Origin of the sequence: Streptomyces sp. NBC_01341 (assembly GCF_035946055.1) — a bacterium.
GTDB lineage: Bacteria > Actinomycetota > Actinomycetes > Streptomycetales > Streptomycetaceae > Streptomyces.
In genome coordinates this window covers 127,113-144,844 of record NZ_CP108364.1, presented here as the reverse complement: position 1 = coordinate 144,844, position 17,732 = coordinate 127,113, and the positions used below count along the sequence as shown (strand labels likewise).

Annotated in this window: 16 protein-coding genes and 3 pseudogenes; 11 read left to right on the top strand and 8 right to left on the bottom strand. The window is 66.7% G+C overall.

Annotated elements, in window-relative coordinates; genetic code table 11:
* Window positions 1-24 precede the first annotated feature (24 nt).
* Window positions 25-1,773, bottom strand: a complete 1,749-nt coding sequence (locus OG206_RS00570; RefSeq protein WP_327111019.1) for a hypothetical protein — start codon at window positions 1,771-1,773, stop codon at window positions 25-27.
* Between the two features lie 211 nt (window positions 1,774-1,984).
* Between OG206_RS00570 and OG206_RS00565 the strand changes: the two genes are divergently transcribed.
* The 3 genes from OG206_RS00565 (at window position 1,985) to OG206_RS00555 (ending at window position 2,851) form a co-directional block, all read left to right on the top strand.
* Entirely contained in the window at window positions 1,985-2,329 is a 345-nt protein-coding gene (locus tag OG206_RS00565) for a hypothetical protein (RefSeq protein ID WP_327111017.1), read from the top strand.
* A gap of 3 nt (window positions 2,330-2,332) precedes the next feature.
* Entirely contained in the window at window positions 2,333-2,500 is a 168-nt protein-coding gene (locus OG206_RS00560; RefSeq protein ID WP_327111015.1) for a hypothetical protein, read from the top strand.
* A 66-nt stretch (window positions 2,501-2,566) separates the two neighbouring features.
* Window positions 2,567-2,851 carry a hypothetical protein gene (locus OG206_RS00555; RefSeq protein WP_327111013.1) on the top strand — a complete coding sequence of 95 codons (285 nt, stop codon included), beginning with the start codon at window positions 2,567-2,569 and terminating at the stop codon, window positions 2,849-2,851.
* 349 nt (window positions 2,852-3,200) lie between these two features.
* Here OG206_RS00555 and OG206_RS00550 read toward each other — a convergent pair whose 3' ends face one another.
* Window positions 3,201-6,224 carry an amino acid adenylation domain-containing protein gene (locus OG206_RS00550; RefSeq protein ID WP_327111011.1) on the bottom strand — a complete coding sequence of 1,008 codons (3,024 nt, stop codon included), beginning with the start codon at window positions 6,222-6,224 and terminating at the stop codon, window positions 3,201-3,203.
* Between the two features lie 511 nt (window positions 6,225-6,735).
* Between OG206_RS00550 and OG206_RS00545 the strand changes: the two genes are divergently transcribed.
* Window positions 6,736-9,048, top strand: coding sequence for a molybdopterin-dependent oxidoreductase (locus OG206_RS00545; RefSeq protein ID WP_327111009.1), 2,313 nt, complete (start codon window positions 6,736-6,738; stop codon window positions 9,046-9,048).
* A gap of 134 nt (window positions 9,049-9,182) precedes the next feature.
* Window positions 9,183-9,734 carry an EF-hand domain-containing protein gene (locus OG206_RS00540; protein WP_327111007.1) on the top strand — a complete coding sequence of 184 codons (552 nt, stop codon included), beginning with the start codon at window positions 9,183-9,185 and terminating at the stop codon, window positions 9,732-9,734.
* Between the two features lie 256 nt (window positions 9,735-9,990).
* On the opposite strand, the gene OG206_RS00535 is transcribed toward OG206_RS00540, so the two are convergent.
* On the bottom strand, window positions 9,991-10,308 hold the full coding sequence (locus OG206_RS00535; RefSeq protein WP_327111005.1) for a DUF6221 family protein: 318 nt from the start codon (window positions 10,306-10,308) through the stop codon (window positions 9,991-9,993).
* Between the two features lie 45 nt (window positions 10,309-10,353).
* Here OG206_RS00535 and OG206_RS00530 point away from each other — a divergent pair.
* Window positions 10,354-10,497: pseudogene (locus tag OG206_RS00530) on the top strand (IS5/IS1182 family transposase); the annotation flags it as partial.
* Window positions 10,498-10,585: 88 nt separating this feature from the next.
* Here OG206_RS00530 and OG206_RS00525 read toward each other — a convergent pair.
* Window positions 10,586-10,737, bottom strand: a pseudogene (locus OG206_RS00525) (DDE-type integrase/transposase/recombinase); the annotation flags it as partial.
* A gap of 71 nt (window positions 10,738-10,808) precedes the next feature.
* Here OG206_RS00525 and OG206_RS00520 point away from each other — a divergent pair.
* Window positions 10,809-11,051, top strand: a complete 243-nt coding sequence (locus OG206_RS00520) for a hypothetical protein (protein ID WP_327111003.1) — start codon at window positions 10,809-10,811, stop codon at window positions 11,049-11,051.
* Window positions 11,052-11,070: 19 nt separating this feature from the next.
* On the opposite strand, the gene OG206_RS00515 is transcribed toward OG206_RS00520, so the two are convergent.
* Entirely contained in the window at window positions 11,071-11,391 is a 321-nt protein-coding gene (locus tag OG206_RS00515) for an STAS domain-containing protein (RefSeq protein WP_327111001.1), read from the bottom strand.
* A gap of 74 nt (window positions 11,392-11,465) precedes the next feature.
* On the opposite strand from OG206_RS00515, the gene OG206_RS00510 reads away from it, so the two are divergent.
* The 3 genes from OG206_RS00510 to OG206_RS00500 all read left to right on the top strand — a co-directional run bounded on the left by OG206_RS00510 (window position 11,466) and on the right by OG206_RS00500 (window position 13,562).
* Window positions 11,466-11,822 carry a hypothetical protein gene (locus OG206_RS00510; protein ID WP_327110999.1) on the top strand — a complete coding sequence of 119 codons (357 nt, stop codon included), beginning with the start codon at window positions 11,466-11,468 and terminating at the stop codon, window positions 11,820-11,822.
* Between the two features lie 154 nt (window positions 11,823-11,976).
* Entirely contained in the window at window positions 11,977-12,156 is a 180-nt protein-coding gene (locus OG206_RS00505; protein WP_327110997.1) for a DUF6233 domain-containing protein, read from the top strand.
* A gap of 908 nt (window positions 12,157-13,064) precedes the next feature.
* Window positions 13,065-13,562: a hypothetical protein gene (locus OG206_RS00500; protein ID WP_327110995.1), complete on the top strand. Its 498-nt coding sequence runs from the start codon at window positions 13,065-13,067 to the stop codon at window positions 13,560-13,562.
* A 999-nt stretch (window positions 13,563-14,561) separates the two neighbouring features.
* Here the strand turns inward: OG206_RS00500 and OG206_RS00495 are convergent.
* The 3 genes and pseudogenes from OG206_RS00495 to OG206_RS00485 all read right to left on the bottom strand — a co-directional run.
* Window positions 14,562-15,623: pseudogene (locus OG206_RS00495) on the bottom strand (ISAs1 family transposase); the annotation flags it as partial.
* A 299-nt stretch (window positions 15,624-15,922) separates the two neighbouring features.
* Complete coding sequence (locus OG206_RS00490; protein WP_327110994.1) at window positions 15,923-16,207, bottom strand: DUF7336 domain-containing protein; 285 nt, start codon at window positions 16,205-16,207, stop codon at window positions 15,923-15,925.
* A 184-nt stretch (window positions 16,208-16,391) separates the two neighbouring features.
* Window positions 16,392-17,159 (bottom strand): transposase, encoded by a 768-nt coding sequence (locus tag OG206_RS00485; protein WP_327110992.1) that lies wholly within the window; start codon window positions 17,157-17,159, stop codon window positions 16,392-16,394.
* Between the two features lie 73 nt (window positions 17,160-17,232).
* Between OG206_RS00485 and OG206_RS00480 the strand changes: the two genes are divergently transcribed.
* The gene (locus OG206_RS00480) at window positions 17,233-17,616 is read left to right on the top strand and encodes a hypothetical protein (RefSeq protein WP_327110989.1); all 384 of its coding nucleotides are present in this window, start codon (window positions 17,233-17,235) and stop codon (window positions 17,614-17,616) included.
* Window positions 17,617-17,732: the final 116 nt, after the last annotated feature.

Sequence of the window (17,732 nt, the reverse complement as noted above, 5' to 3'; positions counted from 1 at the left end):
ACGCTGACAGGCCACCTCCGAAGTTCAGCCCCCCGGACTCGCGGTGCACGTCACCAGCTGGTCGGTCGTGCACAACAGGATGCGTCCGTCCGCTGTGCCGATCACCAGTTGCCCGGGACCGGAGGAGGCGAGGGAGAGCCCTACGACTGGCATGCCGGCCACGGTCGGCCGGTGCCGCCACCGCGTGCGGCCGGTCATCGCGTCGAGTGCCACGATCTCCCCGGAGCGCAGGCTCGCGTACACGGTGGCGTGCCCGTCCCATTCGAGGGCGATAACCACCGAGTCGGTGGTGAATACCCAGGTCGGGAAACCGTCTGGCAGGTGGCGTCGGACGATGAAGGCGCGCACAGGGTCGTGCAGGGTCGCGGAATGCACGAGCGCCTGGCCGGTCGCGTCGGCCACCTCGGTCCCGGGGCCGCCAAGGAGCGGCCGACTCTGCTCGGTGTCCCCTATGAGTCGCGGTAGCGGTGCTGGCGGTGGGAACCACGAAAAGGGGAACAGCCGTCGCACCACGGGAGGAGGACGGCCATTCTCCCCGTTTTCCGCCGTGGCCACCCAGGCTTGGGAAGCGGACTGTGGGGGAAGGCCGCTCTCGCTGGCCACGTGGTGGAGAAAGTAGAAAGCGGAGGCGTGCCGAATGGGGAACGAAAGGATGATGGTGGGGTCGAACGCGCCGAACGGCATCCGGTCCGACACGTTGCCCTCGGGGCTTGGCGCGTGGTCCGCGGTCTGCGTTTCGTCCGCGCCTGGCTGCGCGTTCCACAGTGCCCGCAGAACCGCGGAACGAGGCCGCCGCGTGGAAGCCGGTGCCGAGGGGACCACGAGCTTGCCGTCGGCCAGGGAGTGTCGCACGACCGCGTCCGGGGATTGCGACCGTCGCGGCCCCTGCCAGGCGCGCCGTCCCGGCACCGAGACCCAGGCCGTGCGCTGGTCGGAGGCGACGTGGATCAGTCTGCCGCCATCTCCCCCCTCTTCCAGGACCCGCCATTGCAGCGCGCCGTCCTGCCGCCACGACTCCAGTCGGACGGCGTCGAGCGCGGCCAGCACCCTGCCGTCCTGCAGTTGCTCGACGGCCTGGACCATGCGCCGCGGCGACCAGACGGCGCCCGCCGCGGCGGCGACGCGCCGGAGGGCTTTGCGGGCGTCCTCCTTGGTCCGGGGCGGCTGGTTCTCCCTGAGAGGTCCGTCCAGTTCCGCAGTGTCTATCCCTTTCGGCGCGACGGTGGACCAGTCGTCCCGTTCGATCATGGCGTCGAAGCCGACGGTGAGGGCGTCTGGGCCGAGTTCCCAGTCGTTGGACGGCGCCAGCGCGATGTCGAGTACCCGTCCCTCCCGCCAGTGGCGCCACACGAGGTCGCGTACCTCGCGGGGGCGGTCGAGGGCGGAGACGGTCGTCCCAGAGTCGAGGTGAATCAGGAGCAGTTCGCCTTTGAAGGAGAACCCGCCGTCGTAGCTGCCAGTGCCCACCGCCAGCAGCGGTAGGCTCGGATGGAACGCCAGCGCGTTCACGGGCCAGACGGACTCCACAAGATGACGGCACGTCAGGTCATTGCGGCGGTAGATGCCGATCCGGTGGGCGCGCCATCCGCCGGTCGCGCTACCCGCCCGCGGCCATCCGATCGCTCCCCCGACCGCGATGAGCCCCAGCTGCCCGCTGAGGGCAACACTGCTCGGAGCACCGATCTCGGCGAACGGGCCGTTGCCCAAGACGCGTTCGACACTCAGCGGTTGACCGAGCACGCGCAGAACCTCCAGAGACGTGGTGGCCATCATAGCGATCAGCTGGCGGACCCTATCGCCGCTTGCGGTGGGTGGAAGCAGGCGCAGGCGGCTCGATCAGAGCGTCCGCGCAGGCCACACTGCGGAATCCACTGTGGTCGGGTGCGGATCCATTCGGACGTGGGTTGAGCTGGGGACTTGCTGATCCCGGTGTGGAGTGGGGGTGGTGTCGTCTCTACCGTGTCGGTAGAGGAGGCGGTGCCGGATGGGTTCGTTGATCGGGCAACTCAAGGCGAGGCAGGCGGCGGTTCGAGGCCGGGTGGAGGATCTCGAAGGTGGGATCGCCGCCTTGACGTCCCGGCTGCGAGTGGAGCGGAGGCGGCTGGAGCGGCTGACAGTGACGCGGGAGACTCTGGACGAGCTCGCGGCCGAGGGGATCACCCTCGAGGCGTCGGCCTCGGCGGCGGAGCCGGTAGGTGGGGGCCAGGTCGTGGGGGTTCAGACCGTGCACGTGTGGCGGGAGGGGATGGCCAGCGCGGATCTCTCGCCGGTTTATCGGGACATCGTGGACGTGGTCGACGACGCGCCGGGGCCGGTGCAGGCGAAGTAGATCGTGCCCAGGATCGGCCTGCCGGCCCGGACGGCGAAGATCGAGGGGATGCGGGGCAAGCTGAAACGGCTGGTCGAGCGAGGCTGGCTGGACGAACAGACGGCGGGGTTGCTCGCCCCGTCCGCTCGGCGGAGGGACGCGGGAGTGGCGGGCGGCTTCAAGTCCCGGTGATGAAGGGGCTCTTATCTCTGCATTCGTAGGTGCGAACCAAAACGAACACCAGGAAGAAGAACCCCAGTGCAACGTTACGACACCTGCGCTGCCCCTGACCCGTTCGCTTCGTCGATGGAGGCGGTGAAATCGCTGGCAGCACGGCTGTCGGCACCGGAGGCCGTCGAGTTGGACCACGCCTCGATGGAACGGCTGATCGAGAGTGACGGCCGGGAGATCCTGCGCCGCTTTTTCCAGGACCACCTCGATCTGCGGGCCCTGCGCGAGGGACGCGACCGCCACCGCAGGCGGTCGTGGGCGCGGACGACGAAGTGTGCCCGCACCGTGAAACCGGACATGCCCGGCAGCTGACCTGCCTGTTCGGCAAGGTGACAGTGGTGCGATGCGCGTGGCGGAACCGGGGCCACGCCGACGTGCACCCGGCGGACGCGCGGTTGTCGCTGCCGCATGGCCGGCACAGCCCCGGGATCAAGCGCCTCGCGGCCCGCGAAGCGGTCCGTGGTTCGTTCACGCAGGCCGTCGAGGCGCTCACCGACCGGTGCGGGCGGGTGCTGGGTAAGCGCCGGACCGCGTCCTGCGACGTGCGCTCCCATGCCGCGAGGCTGGTGTCGAGGGCGTCCGCCCCGCCACGGGGGCGAGTTCATCTTGGCCGCACCCGCCGGCGAGACCACACTCACGGCTGGAGGACACAGCGGTTGTGTTATGCCTTGAGGTGACCCTTCACCATTTCCCAGACTTCGTGCACTATCTCCGGCCGATACATGTCGCGGTGAAGGCACGCTACTGCGCGTTCCTCGATCTGGCCGGAGACGTAGGGGCTCCACGAATCAAGGGCAGCGGCATTGGTGTCACGACTGGAAACGAAGAGAACTTTCCCGTCGACCTTGTTCGGTTCGTGCTCCATCAGGAGTCTGATGTTATTCAGGAGGACTCTCCTGTAGGTCTCGATCTCGTCTTGTGAGGCGGTTCCGAATATTTCGTTCGCTCGAGCGGTCTCCGCTGCGACATCTGCTGCGATGTCTGAGATCTTCTTCTGGTCATCGAGAGGGAGCCCGGCCACTTGCCTCGGCGTGGATGGAATGGAGTCCAGAATGACAAGAGCGGCAATCCGCTCGCCCGCGGCCTGCAATTGGGCTGCCATCTCCTGGGCGACGTTCCCGCCGAAAGACCAGCCGATCAAGTGATATGGGCCGAATGGCTGAATCGATCGTACGTGAGTGACATAGTCAGCTGCCATCTGCGTCACGGACTTGGGAAGTTCCGTCGCACCGTCAAACCCCCGTGCCTGAAGGCCGTAAACCGGATAGTCCGCAGGCATGCACTGCGCCAGGTACGTGTATTCCCAGCCCAGGCCGTGTACATCGTGGACGCAGAAAAACGGCACCTGCCCACCCCGCGAACGGAACGGCAGCAGCACACTGCTGTCAGTCTGTCGGCCGGACGCATCCAGGCGCCGTGCGATTCCGGCGACGGTCGGGGCGGTGAATACGTCGCGGATGGATATCTCCACGCCGAGGAGGGATCGGATTCGGCTGACCAGTCGGGTGGCCAGGAGTGAGTGTCCGCCGAGGTCGAAGAAGTTGTCGTCGATGCCGACCGTGGGGAGGTCGAGGATGTCGGCGAAGACTGTGCAGAGGATTTCTTCGCGTACGGTGGTTGGTCCTCGGCGTGTGTCGGTGTTGGTGGTGGTGGTGGTGTGGTCGGGGGCGGGTAGGGCTTTGCGGTCCAGTTTGCCGTTGGCTGTCAGTGGCAGTGTGTCCAGGATGACGAGGGCGGAGGGGACCATGTGGTGTGGTAGTCGCTGGGTGGTGAATGCGCGTACGGCTGTGGTGTCCAGGCTGTTGTGGGGGTTGTTGTCGGTGGTGTGGGTGGGGACGAGGTAGGCGACCAGGCGTTGGTCGCTGGGGGTGTCTTCGCGCACGATGACGGCGGCCTGGGCGACTGCCGGGTGCTCGGTCAGGGCGGCTTCGATCTCGCCGGGTTCGATGCGGAAGCCGCGGATCTTGACCTGGTCGTCGGCTCGGCCCAGGTATTCGAGTGTGCCTTGCGTGGTCCAGCGTGCCAGGTCGCCGGTGCGGTACATCCGCTCGCCCGGTTTGCCGAACGGGCAGGCCACGAAGCGCTGCGCGGTCAAGGCCGCACGCCCCAGATAGCCCCGCGCGAGCTGGGCACCCGCCAGGTAGAGTTCGCCGGCTACGCCGGCCGGAACTGGTCGCAGCATGTCGTCCAGCACGAACACGCGGGTGTTGTCCGCCGGGCGGCCGATCGGGACCACGGAGCCGTCCCGCTCCGCGTCACAGGACCAGGCGGTGACGGCGATCGTCGCCTCGGTCGGTCCGTACTGGTTGTGCAGCGGCACGCCCAGCGCCGCGTCGAACCGGTCGCGCAGGGCCGGACTGAGCGGCTCGCCACCGCAGATCACGGCTCGCAGGCTCGTGCACTCGGCCGCGTCGACGGACTGGACGAACACGTCGAGCATCGACGGTACAAACTGCGCGACCGTCACCTGCTCACGCGTGATCAGGTCGGCCAGGTACTGCGGGTCGCGGTGTCCTCCGGGCCGGGCCAGCACGACCGCCGCACCCTCGAGCAGCGGCCAGAACAGCTCCGGCACCGAGGCGTCGAACCCGAACGGGATCTTCTGCAGCACCCGGTCGCTGGACGACAGCCCGAGCTTGGACTGGAGCCAGGCCAACAGGTTGGCCACACCGTGGTGGGGGACCATGACGCCCTTGGGGCGGCCGGTGGAGCCGGAGGTGTAGAGCACGTAGGCGGGGTGCTGCGGCAGCAGCGGGTTCCGGCGGTCCGTGTCCGTGACCGCACCGGCGTCGAGGCGGGCCAGCTCTGTCTCGGTCTGTGGATCGTCGAGCACGATCCACAGACCCTGATCGAACCCGTCATCCGTTGCTACGCCGTCCGGTCCGGTGCGGAACTGGTTGGCGAACTGCGAGGTGGTCACCACCGCGGCGGGTGCGGCGTCGTGCAGGGTGTCCACGATGCGCGCCACCGGATACTCCGGGTCCAGCGGCACGTACGCGCCGCCGGCCTTGAGGACGGCCAGCAGGGTGACGATCAGGTCGCAGGAGCGTTCCATCAGGACCCCGACCAGGGTCTCCGGGCCTACGCCGCGGCCGATGAGGAGTCGAGCCAGCCGGCTGGAGCGCTCGTCGACCTCCGCGTACGACAACTGGACGTCCTCACCCACCACCGCGACCGCGTCCGGCGTACGGGCCACCTGGGCCTGGACCAGGTCCGGCACAGTCGCCTGCGGCAGATGCCGATCGGTGTCGTTCCATTCCGTCAGCACCCGCCTCGACTCGTCGCCATCCAGGACATCGACCCGGCTGATCGACTGCGACGGGTTCGCGGTGACCGCCTCCAGTACCCTTGTCAGCCGCGCGGCGAGGAACTCGACGGTCACCTGGTCGAACAGGTCCGTCGCGTAAACAATTCCGCCCTCCAGGCCGGCCGGGGTGCCATCGGCACCGAACCGCTCGAAGAGTTGGATGTCCAGGTCGAACTTCGCCGTCGGCCAGACGTCCGGATACGCCTCGACCCGCATGCCGGGCAGTTCCATAGGAGTCCCGGCGTTGTTCTGGAGGGCGAGCATGATCTGGAAAAGTGGTTGGTGGGCCGTCGAGCGCGTCGGCGCCAGCTGCTCGACCAGCCGGTCGAACGGCACATCCTGGTGCTCCAGCGCTCCGGTGTTGAAGTTGTGGATCACGTCCCGGACCCGGTCCGCGCTGGTGAACGTGACCTCGGCGATCTTCGCCACCGGCATGCCCTGGGCGGACAGCAGCACCATCTGGGCCCGCCGCCAGGTCACCACCGACCCCGTACCGCGGCGGATGATCCGCAGCAACCGTCGGCCCTCATCGTCATCGATCTCACGAACGCGTACTCGTTCAACCACCAGCACAGCTTGACGGCCTTACGCCGCCCGGGACAGCACCCGAGCGGCGCGTCACATCACGACAGGGCAAACGTGCTTGACGCGGCAGTAGTTGAGGACCTTGACGCAGGCGTCAGACGACGGTCAGGCCGCGGTCGGCAGAGGTGCTCTGGGCCCCGGTTGAGTGGCGGCGGTGGGAGTCGTGCGCACCCGTCAGGGTTGGGCAGCATCCGCCAGGGGGAGCCTGTGTCCTGCGGACCGCTGACTGCTGCGGAACCCCTGTGCTATTGCGGCCGTTGTTCTTCGAGAGCCGGAGAAACTTCACGGATGGAGTTGATGCACGGTGGAACGACGTATGCCGGTGGCGACGCACTGGGGCAGTTTTGTAGCTGTGGTCGATTCGGGCCGGCTGGTGCGCATCGAGCCTCGGGGTGATGACCCCGCGCCATCGCCGATCGGCCCGGGCATGGTTACGGCTGCTGAGGACGGTGCGCGTGTGCTGCGTCCTGCGGTGCGCAAAGGGTGGCTCGATGGCTTGCCGCGCGCCGATGAAACGGCCAGAGGTTCGGACGCCTTCGTAGAAGTCAGCTGGGACGACGCGCTCACGCTGGTGAGCGAGGAATTGCGCCGAGTACGCGCACAGCACGGGAACAGGGCGGTATTCGGCGGCTCATACGGCTGGGCCAGTGCGGGCGCGTTCCACAATGCGCAGGCTCAACTCCAGCGGTTCCTCGCGTTGGGCGGAGGTTACACCGACTCGCGCAACACGTACAGCACCGCCGCTCTTGAGGTCATCCTTCCGCACGTGATCGGCGGGGCTCCGTGGAGCTACCAGTCCCGGATGCCGATGTGGGACGAGATCGCCGAGAACTGCGAGCTCGTGGTGGCGTTCGGGGGGCTGGCTCTGAAGAACAGCCAGATCAACCCTGGCGGGCTGGCTCGGCACCAGACCCGGGACTTGCAGCGGAAGTGCCGTGAGGCCGGGGTGCGGTTCGTGAACGTCAGCCCGATCCGGAGTGACACCGCCGACTTCCTTGACGCCGAGTGGCTGCCAGTCACCCCCAACACCGACACCGCCTTGATGCTCGGTATCGCGCACACGATGCTGGTCAACGACTGGCACGACGAGGACTTCCTCACCCGCTGCTGCGAGGGGTTCGACCGCTTCGCCTCCTACCTGACCGGCGACGCAGACGGCGTCCTCAAGGACGCCGACTGGGCTGCGAGGATCACGGGCATCAGCCGCGACACGATCCTCGATCTCGCCCGCCGCCTGTCCACACAGCGTTCCCTCATCATGGTCAACTACGCCATTCAGCGAGCGGACCACGGTGAGCAGCCGATCTGGATGTCGGTCGTGCTGGCGGCCATGACGGGTTCGCTGGGCCGCCCCGGCTGCGGCTGGGGCGCGGGCTACGCAACGATGGACGCGACCGGTGTCGCCCCGGGCCGCCCGTCTGTGGCGTCGATGCCGAGGGTGGCGAACCCTGTTGCGGACTTCATTCCGGTCGCCCGGATAGCCGACACCCTCCTGGAACCGGGCGCGACCATCGACTACGACGGTCAGCGCCTGAGCCTGCCAGACCTGCGCCTGATCTACTGGTGTGGGGGCAACCCCTTCCACCACCACCAGGACCTCCATCGCCTCACCCGAGCTTGGCAGCGCCCGGACACGGTGGTGGTCCATGAGGCCTGGTGGAATACCACGGCGAAGTTCGCCGACATCGTGCTTCCCGTCGCGACCAGCCTGGAGCGTGACGACTTCGCCGCGGGGTTCTCCGACCCTCACCTCGTCGCGATGCCTAAGGTCCGCGAGCCGGCCGGCGAGGCACGCACCGACCACCAGATCTTCGCCGCTCTGGCTGCCCGGCTCGGCTATGAGTGCGAGTTCACCCAGACGCGTTCAGAGATCGAATGGGTCCGTCACCTCTACGACCAGACACAGGCGAACCTCGGCCATGACGCGGCCCTGCCAGACTTCGACGACTTCTGGCAACGCGCCTCCGGTGTCGAACTGCCGGCACTCAGCGGGCCGTTTCCCGGCAGCTTTGAGGCACTGCGCTCCGATCCGCAGCGCTTCCCCCTGACGACGCCGTCGGGCCGGATTGAGATCTTCTCCGGGACAATCGACTCGTTCGGCTACGACGACTGCACCGGACATCCGACGTGGTTCGAACCCATGGAGTGGCTTCGCGCCGACTTGGCGGACCGCTTCCCACTGCATCTGATCTCGAACCAGCCTGCCTCACGCCTGCACAGCCAGTATGACAACGGCGGCCACAGCCTCCAGTCAAAGATTCACGGCCGCGAGCCCGTAACGATCAACCCGCAAGATGCGGCATCACGCGGTATCGGGAACGACATGATCGTGCGGGTCTTCAACGGCCGAGGCAGCTGCCTAGCCGGCGCGATCCTGTCGGACGCCGTAATGCCCGGCGTCATCCAGTTGTCCACCGGAGCGTGGTGGGACCCGGCCCAACCGGGCCGGAGCGGAACCTTGGACCGCCACGGCAACCCGAACACCCTCACCGGGGACCGCGGGTGCTCGCGTCTGTCCCAGGGACCCAGCGCGCACAGTGCTCTCGTCGATGTCGAGGTCTACGACGGGCCGGTCGAGAAGGTACTCGCCTTCACGCCACCACACCTCGAACACTGAGACGAAGCCAACTCCATGACAGGCGAGTTCGCCGTGTTCACCCTTGTCGGGCGCCCAGGCGCCCGGTCCGACCGGCGCCCAGCCTCCATTCTGATGGTTGCATGATCGTAACTGCGTGATTACGGTGCGCAGTCATGACTGCACTCCAAAATCTCAAGTACGGCCAGTGGTTCAAGGGCGCCGATGTCGACGGCGACGGGTTCATTACCCAGCACGACGTCCGCAGGATGTGCGAGCGTTACATCAGCGCCCGCGAGAGCACCCCTAATGCCGAGACCGTCCGCGGGCTCACCGAGGGGATGGACCAGTTCTGGTCGAACGTCATCGCACCTATGGATCAGGACGGTGACGGGAAGGTCGACGTACGTGAGATGACCGAAGGCTTCAAGAGCGTCCTGACCGACCGCGCGCTCTACCCGCAGCAGATTGCGCCGGTCACCAATTGCTTCTTCGACCTCGTCGACCTCAACGGAGACGGCAAGATCGACCAAGCCGAGTTCCAGCAGATGTTCGACTCGGTCGCCGCCGTCCCCGGCGAGGACTGCGCCGCCGTTTTCGCCGCTCTCGACCTCAATGGTTCCGGCGGACTGGACCGTGACGAGTTCCACCAGGCACTCGAAGAGTTCTTCTACGGCAACGACCCCGACGCTCCCGCCAACCACATCTTCGGCAAGGTCACCGCCTGACAATCCCCAGATACGCACCTGGACCCTCGCGAATGCCAGGGCCTGCCCCCTGGCTAACGAGCTCGTGCACGATAGGCGTCACCGCAGGTCAGCGGCTTGCGCCGTCGCTACGCCTGAGCCGCTGACCTGCACCGATGCAGCAACGATCCTTATCGTGCACGAGGTCGTAAGACCTGTCCCGTAAATGATCTTCAGCGGGTGCGGTTCGGTCCAACACGCGGCCTCGCTGGGCACCCTGTCCGTGGGCTGCGGCGCTTCAGGTCCATGAGGGAAAGTCAGGGTGGCCGGTGTAGGGCGAGGCAAGGTCTCGCAGGTCGTGGCACGGCCATGGGTCGCGGGCGTGACGGGCCAGTATGCGCCGTTTGGCTTCGACCTCGCGCAGGACGCGGGCCGGGTCGTGCAGAGCCACATGCAGAGCAATCGTGGGGTGGAATCCGGAGAGGTCAACCTGACAGAAGTCGACCGTGTGTCCGTGGGCAGACCACTCCCCGCATCCGTCGCCGTCGCAGCGTCGTGCCAAGTCGGCCTCCTCGTCCAGCCGCGCCTTGAGAAATTTCACCAGCTCTTCAGTCATAGGAGCATTCTCGACGTTGTGTCGGCACCATGAAACGATCTTGTCGTGTCTGGTGTGATCACGGCGTCGGAGTCGTCCTGGATAACCGCTTTCACGGGGCTAAGCCCGCGTGTCTTCGGCAAGTTGGTGACTGAACTGCGCCGCGAGGGAGCGGATCCTGTCCGCAAGGGCCGCCCATGGTCCCTTCCACGAGGGCAGCCGGGGCCGGGAACTGGACGGAGTGGCCCCCGCCCCTCTACCTCGGCGTAAGCAGCAACTGGGAGCAGGGGCGAGACGAAGTGGCGACCTGCCAGCCGACGACCATGCGGTGAAGACATCGATGACGAAGGCCGCGTAGACCCAGCCGGAGAACGTTCTGATGTAGGTGATGTCAGCAACCCACAGCTGATTGGGGGCAGTTGCCGCGAACTGCCGCAGGTCGGCCGAACGGTCAAACCCGGGGCGGTTCGAACAACGGTCGTGGAACGCGGATCGAGATCAACCCTGTGGACCAGTCCAGGGTGGAGGACAAGCGCCAGCGGGACCTGTCCAGCCGGAGCTTGTCCGTGCGCGGCGTGTGGGACCGGGCGGTCGATGCCTGGCTCGACGACGACGTCGAAGAGCTGGACGACATCTGGGACGACATCTGGGACGACATCATTCAGGATCTCGGCTCCGCGCGACGCAACACACCGCCCCGGCATTGGAGCTGCCGGGGGCGGTGCGTTTTGCATCGTAGCCGCAGGTGGGGTGCAGGCCTCTGATGTCGCGCCGCAGGTGGAGCTATGCGGCCAGGGCCTCTTCGACGGTGGGGTAGATGCGCAGGACGCTGTCCGCGCCGATCAGGCCGAAGAGCCTGGTGATGGCGGGGGAGGGGGCGGCGATGCGCAGGTCGGTGCGGTGGTGGGTGGTCAGGACGAGTCTGATGAACATGGAGTCGCCGAAGGTGATGCCGCTGGCGTCCAGGACGATGCTCTCGTACTGGGTGAGTGCCGTCTCGATCTCCGCTTCCAGCGGCACGATGGAGACCACATCGAATTTCCCGGTCGGGGTGAGCACGGCCGATCGCGCAGGGGCCGGGCGGTGGGAGGCATCGGATGTCATCCGACAATTGTTGCCCACGGGGTGGCGAGGCAGTCCCGTGGCACCCAGAATTCGAACAGACATGGCATTGAGGCGTGCCCGCGTACACCATTCCTCAGGACCTCCTCGACCTGCAAGCAGCCCTCGACGAGGTGCAGAAAGAGCATGATCTGTTCGCCCAGGCCCTGCCATGGTCGGCTGAGCCGACGCCCGGATGGAAGGCGCCCAAGCAGCTCCACAGCGACCGCCAGCCGGAAAAGCCCGACAGCCCCGGATACACACCCGAGCAGGCAGAACGCCTCGCCGGATACCCTGCGCGCATTCTGGAACTGACCACGCAGGTGATTACCCACCCGTACTGGGCGACGCTGCCGGCTCGGACCGGGTCGAAGCACGCACCGCCCTCACGCACGTCCACGACGCGGCCGGCCCCGAGGCATAGCCATGCCTGACGGCACGCCGCGCCCCGGCATCAGTGACCTGGAGAAGAACCGTGCACTTCTCGAATGACTGCGCTGGCAGGTCGGGCTGACCGAACGCCGCTTCCGCGAGCTGGAGATCCAGGAAGCGCAGGAGCGAGCACGGCGCGAGGAGGCACGAGCAGAGATGTCCTGGAAGATTCAGCCCCAACGCTCCTCCTCCGCAGCGCTGCTCCACCGTGGAGGCTGTGCCACCTACCCGGACCAGGTAGGGCTGATCTCCCGCGAAGACGCCATGGTGGCCCTGGCGGACCCGGACATCGAGTCGTGCGAGGTCTGCCGTCCGCAGACCGGACTGCTGCGCTGAGGGAGCACACGAAGCGTCACTCTGGCCCGGCCCTCCTGCAACTCCAGACCATCGGCGAATCTCTGGTCGTCGACGTCTGGGACAGCGAGCCGCTACTGCCCGAAGTCCGGTCCGCAGAGCCGGAGCGCATTGGGCAGCACGGCCTGGAAATCGTCTCGGCTCTCGCGACAACCATCGATATACGCCCCGCACCCCCCGGCAGGCGGGTCACCGGACACATCCTCCTCGGGACGGATCCAGCAGGCACCGCCCCGTGAAGCGCATCACAGTGCCGGCGACACCCTGCAACGCAACACCCCTGAGCGCGGCTTCTCCCGCTACGCCGACTGCCCCACACCAGTTGGCGTGGGGCAGTCGCAATAGCCATTCCGACCATGGAGGCAGGACGGTCAGGCGCCTACAGCTGGGTAACGGCCGGAGGGCTGGGTGGCCACGGCGTACATGGCGGGCGACCGTCGCCTAGACAGGCACGCGCGGTGGTTACGCGGCGAGCGCGTCCTCAAGAGTGGGGTAGAGGCGCAGGACAGCATCGGCCCCGACGAGGTGGAACAGCCTACTGACGGCAGGGGAGGGCGCTGCGATCCGCAGGTCGCTGCGGTGGTGTGTGGTCAGGACAAGTCTCGGGCATATGGATGACGGCCGCATCGAGCTCCCGTCAGTATCTGTGTGCTCCACCGCTCAGGTCCACGACGGCGCGGGCCACCTGTACGAACCGCCCTGGTGACCCGAACGTCGGCTGGCGAGCCGTCACCGTCGGGACGATTGTGAGCAGCAGTGGGTCCGCGAGCGGTACTGCCTACAGCCCGGTCCTGTACGTGCCCTGCGCGTAGTGGCACATTGGAAGGCCTGCGGCGGCCGACCGTTGGCCGCCGCAGGCCTTCCGTTTCCTTCCGGAAGAGAGGACCGACGTGACCGCGGCCCCTGACCTTCTCTGGCGGCGCTGTGCTCACCTGGGACGTGTCCTGCTGCCGCAGGCGGACCAGGAACCAGGTGAAAGAACGGATCGCCATGAGCATCTGCGGACCTGGGGGATCAGCCAGGCTGCGGGAGAGCGACTGATCGAGATCTTCACTGCCCTGGCCGCCCACGCGGTCGCAGCCGACGCTGCGATATCCGCTGAACGCCTCGGCGGCCTGCCCCTGGAAACGGTGGCCGACGCGGCCACCGGTAAACGTGACTTCGAACTGCTCGCAGGACTCCCTGCCACCTTTGACGACGTCCGTGACGACCAAGCTGTCGCTCTGTTCCGCCTCTCCGCCTACGAGGGCGGACAGGCCAGCCGCCGGCTCTTCCGGCTGAGCCGGGAAGTGCGCCATGCGCTGACCGTGCTTGCCAACAGCTCGCCCACGCGACGTCCCACCTGTGAGGATGTCTGCCGGCGGGCAGCTGACAGCGACCTTCGGTAAACGTCGCCCGGCCACGTCGCCGGGAAGGTCGGGGTCCGGATCGAGCCGCCGACACGGCACCGGCCGTAGGCCAACTTGAGCGAATTGACGAGCGGTGTCGATGGGAGGCGATGTGGCGTCCTCGGTGTACGGGATGGTGGAGTCGCAGACTTCGATCATGTCGTCGAAGAACTGGGTGGAGTCCGGGCAGCGCCCGCGTCGTGAAGGACGACACCGCCCACCCGACGCAGGTCCTGCTGATGACGGACACAGAAGCCGCCGACCGGCTCACCGCCACGGCGGCCGGGAAGAGCTGACCCCCAGATCGGACACACCACGGGCCCCGGGGATCAGCCATGACCTCCCCGGGGCTCGGACTGCTGGAGCACAGCGCGCGGGCGGCTCGTACCTACTTGCGCCGATGGCCTGCTGGTTCGTGGGGTGGTTGAACTTCCGCTTGTGTGTTCCGCCGGCCTTGATGTGGTTCATGCCGTACTTGCTGCTGCCGACCCGGATGACGGTGCTCTCGAATCCCCTCACGAACCAGTAAAGGATCTTCTGGTCCCTCGGACCGCTCTTCGTGGCCCTTGGTGCACCTGTCGTCGAAGCCGCAGTTCCAGGTCTTGGGCCTGCTGGTGTGGTAGCTGGCCTGGGCGGGCGTGGTGGCCAGAAGGGTGATGGCTGCTGCGGTTGCGAGAGCGGTGGTGGCTCGTCGTTTCACGGCGCTTTCCGATCTTGGTGAGATGCAGGTGCCGACGAACGTATGCGTCCCCGACAACGCCGCTGCGGATTCGGTGAGCGTGTCGGCCCGTGATGTGCCACTCCCGCCCCGGAGAAGGACGCTTGACGCCGGCTTCGGCCGGCGGGAGGGTCGGTGCGCAACTACACGCAACTGGCTCCTCCCGGAGGGAATCATGGCGTTACTTTTCTTCGGCACGGACCCCAACTCGGGTGGAGAACTGCCCGGCGGTGTGGGTGGACACCCAAGGCTTCGGCGTAGTCGGACTTCGTCCTTTTCGATCATTTGAGGCCGAGATGGGCGAGAGTGCGGGTTTGGTCCCTGGCTGTCCGGCGGATGCCTGCGGCGATGTTGCGGACGCCGGCGAGGCGGAGGGCTCCGATCGCGAGGTTTCTGTAGGTCGCCATCGCCTGGGGCGCGTTCCCGGTCCGCAGCTGGGAGGCGTCCTCGGCGAAGGTGACGTCCCTGACGTGGTGCAGGGCCTCGACCGTCCAGTGTCCGCGAATCAGTTGGGCGAGCCGGACGGGCGGGGCCTGTTCCGCGGCGAGGCTGGTGACCGCGTAGACGGTCTTGAGGCTGATCTTCCCAGTCGTGCGATTCACGCGGCGTCGGACGATCGGGACAGCCTGGCGGGCGCCGGGGAAGAGCAGGTTGTTGACCGTGCAGACCTTCAGCCTGCGGATTTCGCAGCGTCCGTACCCGATCGTGCGGGTGCGGTCCTGGAGCGGAATCTGTTTCCAGGGAAGGGAATTGAGCTGCGTGCGGAGTTTCTTCGTGTTGCGCTTCACGATCACGATGTAATGGGCGTCCCGCCCACGCAGGTAGGTGGCGTGGTCGACTTGAGTGTGCAGGGCATCGCTGGTCACGACGGTGCTGGACAGGTCAGGCAGCGTGTCCAGCAGAGGCCGGAATCGAGTGATCTCGTTGGTCTTCTCACCGACGTCCATCTGTGCGAGGACCAGCCCGCCGACGTGGTCGCAGGCGGCCAGGAGGTGGATTTTCCGGCCCTTGGCGCGGGCGGCACCCCGCAGCGACTTCCCGTCGACGGCCAGTGCCTGCAACCCGCCCGCGTTCTGCTGCCGGCCGGCAAGCCAGATCCCGACCGCCCGGTCCAGGGCGTTTGCGTCGATCCGAGCCAGGACTCTGCGGATTGTTGTTTCCGCAGGCCAGGAGCGTTTCGGGAAGAGCGGGTCGACACGGATTCCGAACCGCTCGAGGAGTTCTTCGGGGGCATCGGCCACCCATTCACTCACCGCCAGCAGCGACCTCGCACCGGCGAGGACCGCGCAGGCGGTCAAGGCCAGCACCGCGACGAGCGGATGCCGAACTCCGCGGGGATCACGAGGGTCTGGGACCTACGCGAGGCACTCCAGCAGGTCGGGGATCTCCCTGGGGGTGGCTCCCGGACGGGGGCCGAGTTGATCCAGGGCAGGGGGGATCAGAGATGATACGTCGGCAGGCACGGACTTCCCAGGATCACAGAGCGTAGAGAACTCCATGATTATGGGCGTCCGTGCCTGTTCTGCACGCGACCCCGCCCAATCTGGTCACCCGTCAGGAAGTAGGCGTCATCCGAAAACACCGACGCCCCGAGGCTTACGTGACCACGGAACGGCAGCCCATCAAGGCTCTGTCCACGGACCTACTCGCCCGGCGGAACTCGAACGAAGCCCTCGGTCCAATCATCCTCATCGAGCTCGCAGGGGTCGAAGTAGAAGCACTCCGGTTCATCACGGAAGCCCGGTAGCAGTCGAGCCTGACGCACACGCTCTTCAACCCGTTCAAGGGTTGAGTAGATACCGAGCAGCTTTACGTCATCGCCGTCCGACTCGTCGCAGAACACGCCACTCTCATCGACGTGCACTGTCGAGCCGTCACCGCCAGCTTCGTTCTGGTGGCCGACATGCCACAGCGGATACACGATCACGGGCGCGAAGCTACCAGCACTCAAGTTCCTGGAAGTTCGGCCCCTCACCTCCTGGGCCCTCACGATCACAAATTGGCATTACACGACTTCGCCGAGGCCCTGCGGATCCACTCGTCTAAGGGCTGTCCCGTAAATGATCTCCGAGTCGCCTCGGGCGTGGTTGGCCCTGGTGCGGGCCGCTCGACTATCCGGTGAGGGTGAGGTTGTGCATGCGGGCGATGCCGAGCATCGCGTGGCGCACTCCGTCGCCTCTGAGACGGCAGTCGCGGAGAATCTTCCAGGTCTTCATACGGGCGAAGACGTGCTCGACCCGGGCTCGGACCTGCTTGTGTGACTTGTTGTGCTCCTGCTTCCACTCAGCCAGCTCTTCGCCTTTGCGTCGGCGGTGCGGCATGACAAGTCCCGTGCCGGGGTAGCCGCCGTCGGCGATCGTCAGCGTGTTGCCGACGGCGGCTTTGGCGCCGGATTCCTCCCATGCCTTGCAGTCGTTGCGGTTTCCGGCGAGCGGCCGGCCAACCACGACGACCAGGCGGGTGTCGGCGTCAATGACGACCTGGTGGTTGGTGGAGTACCGATAGTTCTTCGACTGCGCGGCCACGGTGTGGTCGCGGGTGGGCACCAGGGTGCCGTCCACGATGAGCACGGCATCCTTGGCGAACCGCTTGCGGGGCTGGAGAGCGAGCATCGGCCCGAGGTGGTCGATGATCCGGTCCGCCGCCGACTTGGAGACCCCGAACAATGGGGCGAGTTGGCGCATGGTCAGGTTCGTGCGCCAGTACGCCGCGACCAGCAGGGCCCGGTCCTCCAACGGCAGACTCCACGGCCGGCCCTTGCGGACCGCGTCCGCACCCTCGCGCCGCAGAACCGTCACCAGCTTCCCGAACTGCCGCGGGCTCAGCCCCGTGAACGGGGCTATCCAAGACGGCTCCGACGCCGTGATCACACCAGCCACCCGGTGATCATTTCAGTTGCCGACGTAGCTCGTGCTGGGCGATCCTGTCCACTTCGCAAGCGAGGAGGACGACATGGGCTTGATCCTGTTCCCAGGAGACGGAGACAACAGCAGCCCGGACGTCACATGGTCCTGCATCCGCTTCAACGACTTCCGGGAACGGCTCGCACGGGCCGAGGGGTTCAACCTCCCTGAGATGTGGGGCTTCGGGGGCGACCGGCCGTGGAGCGACATCTCCACCACCCTGGAGCCACTCCTCGATCACCCGGATGTCGGTGGCGACGACCTCTCCGCCGCCGACTGCGCTGCGATGCTGCCCCGCCTGAAAGCAATCATCGGCCAGTGGCAGGAGGAGCCCGACGAACCGATCCTCCAGCAGCACATCCAGGACGCCCAACAGCTGACTGTCGTCCTGCGTTTCTGCGTAGATGAGGGCGTCGAGCTCATCTTCGGCTGACGTTGAGGAGTGCCCAGACAGCCAAACCCCACCACGGCCGCAGTTACGGGACAGCCCTTAGAAATTCCAAGATCCCCGACAGAGTCAAGCTTAGCGAGTGTGAGACAGAGCCGTTC

Bases quoted from the DNA above. Each gene is read 5' to 3' on its own strand.
- OG206_RS00540 (WP_327111007.1), top strand. From the start codon at position 9,183: ATGACTGCACTCCAAAATCTCAAGTACGGCCAGTGGTTCAAGGGCGCC.
- OG206_RS00480 (WP_327110989.1), top strand. From the start codon at position 17,233: ATGGGCTTGATCCTGTTCCCAGGAGACGGAGACAACAGCAGCCCGGAC.
- OG206_RS00535 (WP_327111005.1), bottom strand. From the start codon at position 10,308: ATGACTGAAGAGCTGGTGAAATTTCTCAAGGCGCGGCTGGACGAGGAG.
- OG206_RS00505 (WP_327110997.1), top strand. From the start codon at position 11,977: ATGTCCTGGAAGATTCAGCCCCAACGCTCCTCCTCCGCAGCGCTGCTC.
- OG206_RS00565 (WP_327111017.1), top strand. From the start codon at position 1,985: ATGGGTTCGTTGATCGGGCAACTCAAGGCGAGGCAGGCGGCGGTTCGA.
- OG206_RS00515 (WP_327111001.1), bottom strand. From the start codon at position 11,391: ATGACATCCGATGCCTCCCACCGCCCGGCCCCTGCGCGATCGGCCGTG.
- OG206_RS00570 (WP_327111019.1), bottom strand. From the start codon at position 1,773: ATGATGGCCACCACGTCTCTGGAGGTTCTGCGCGTGCTCGGTCAACCG.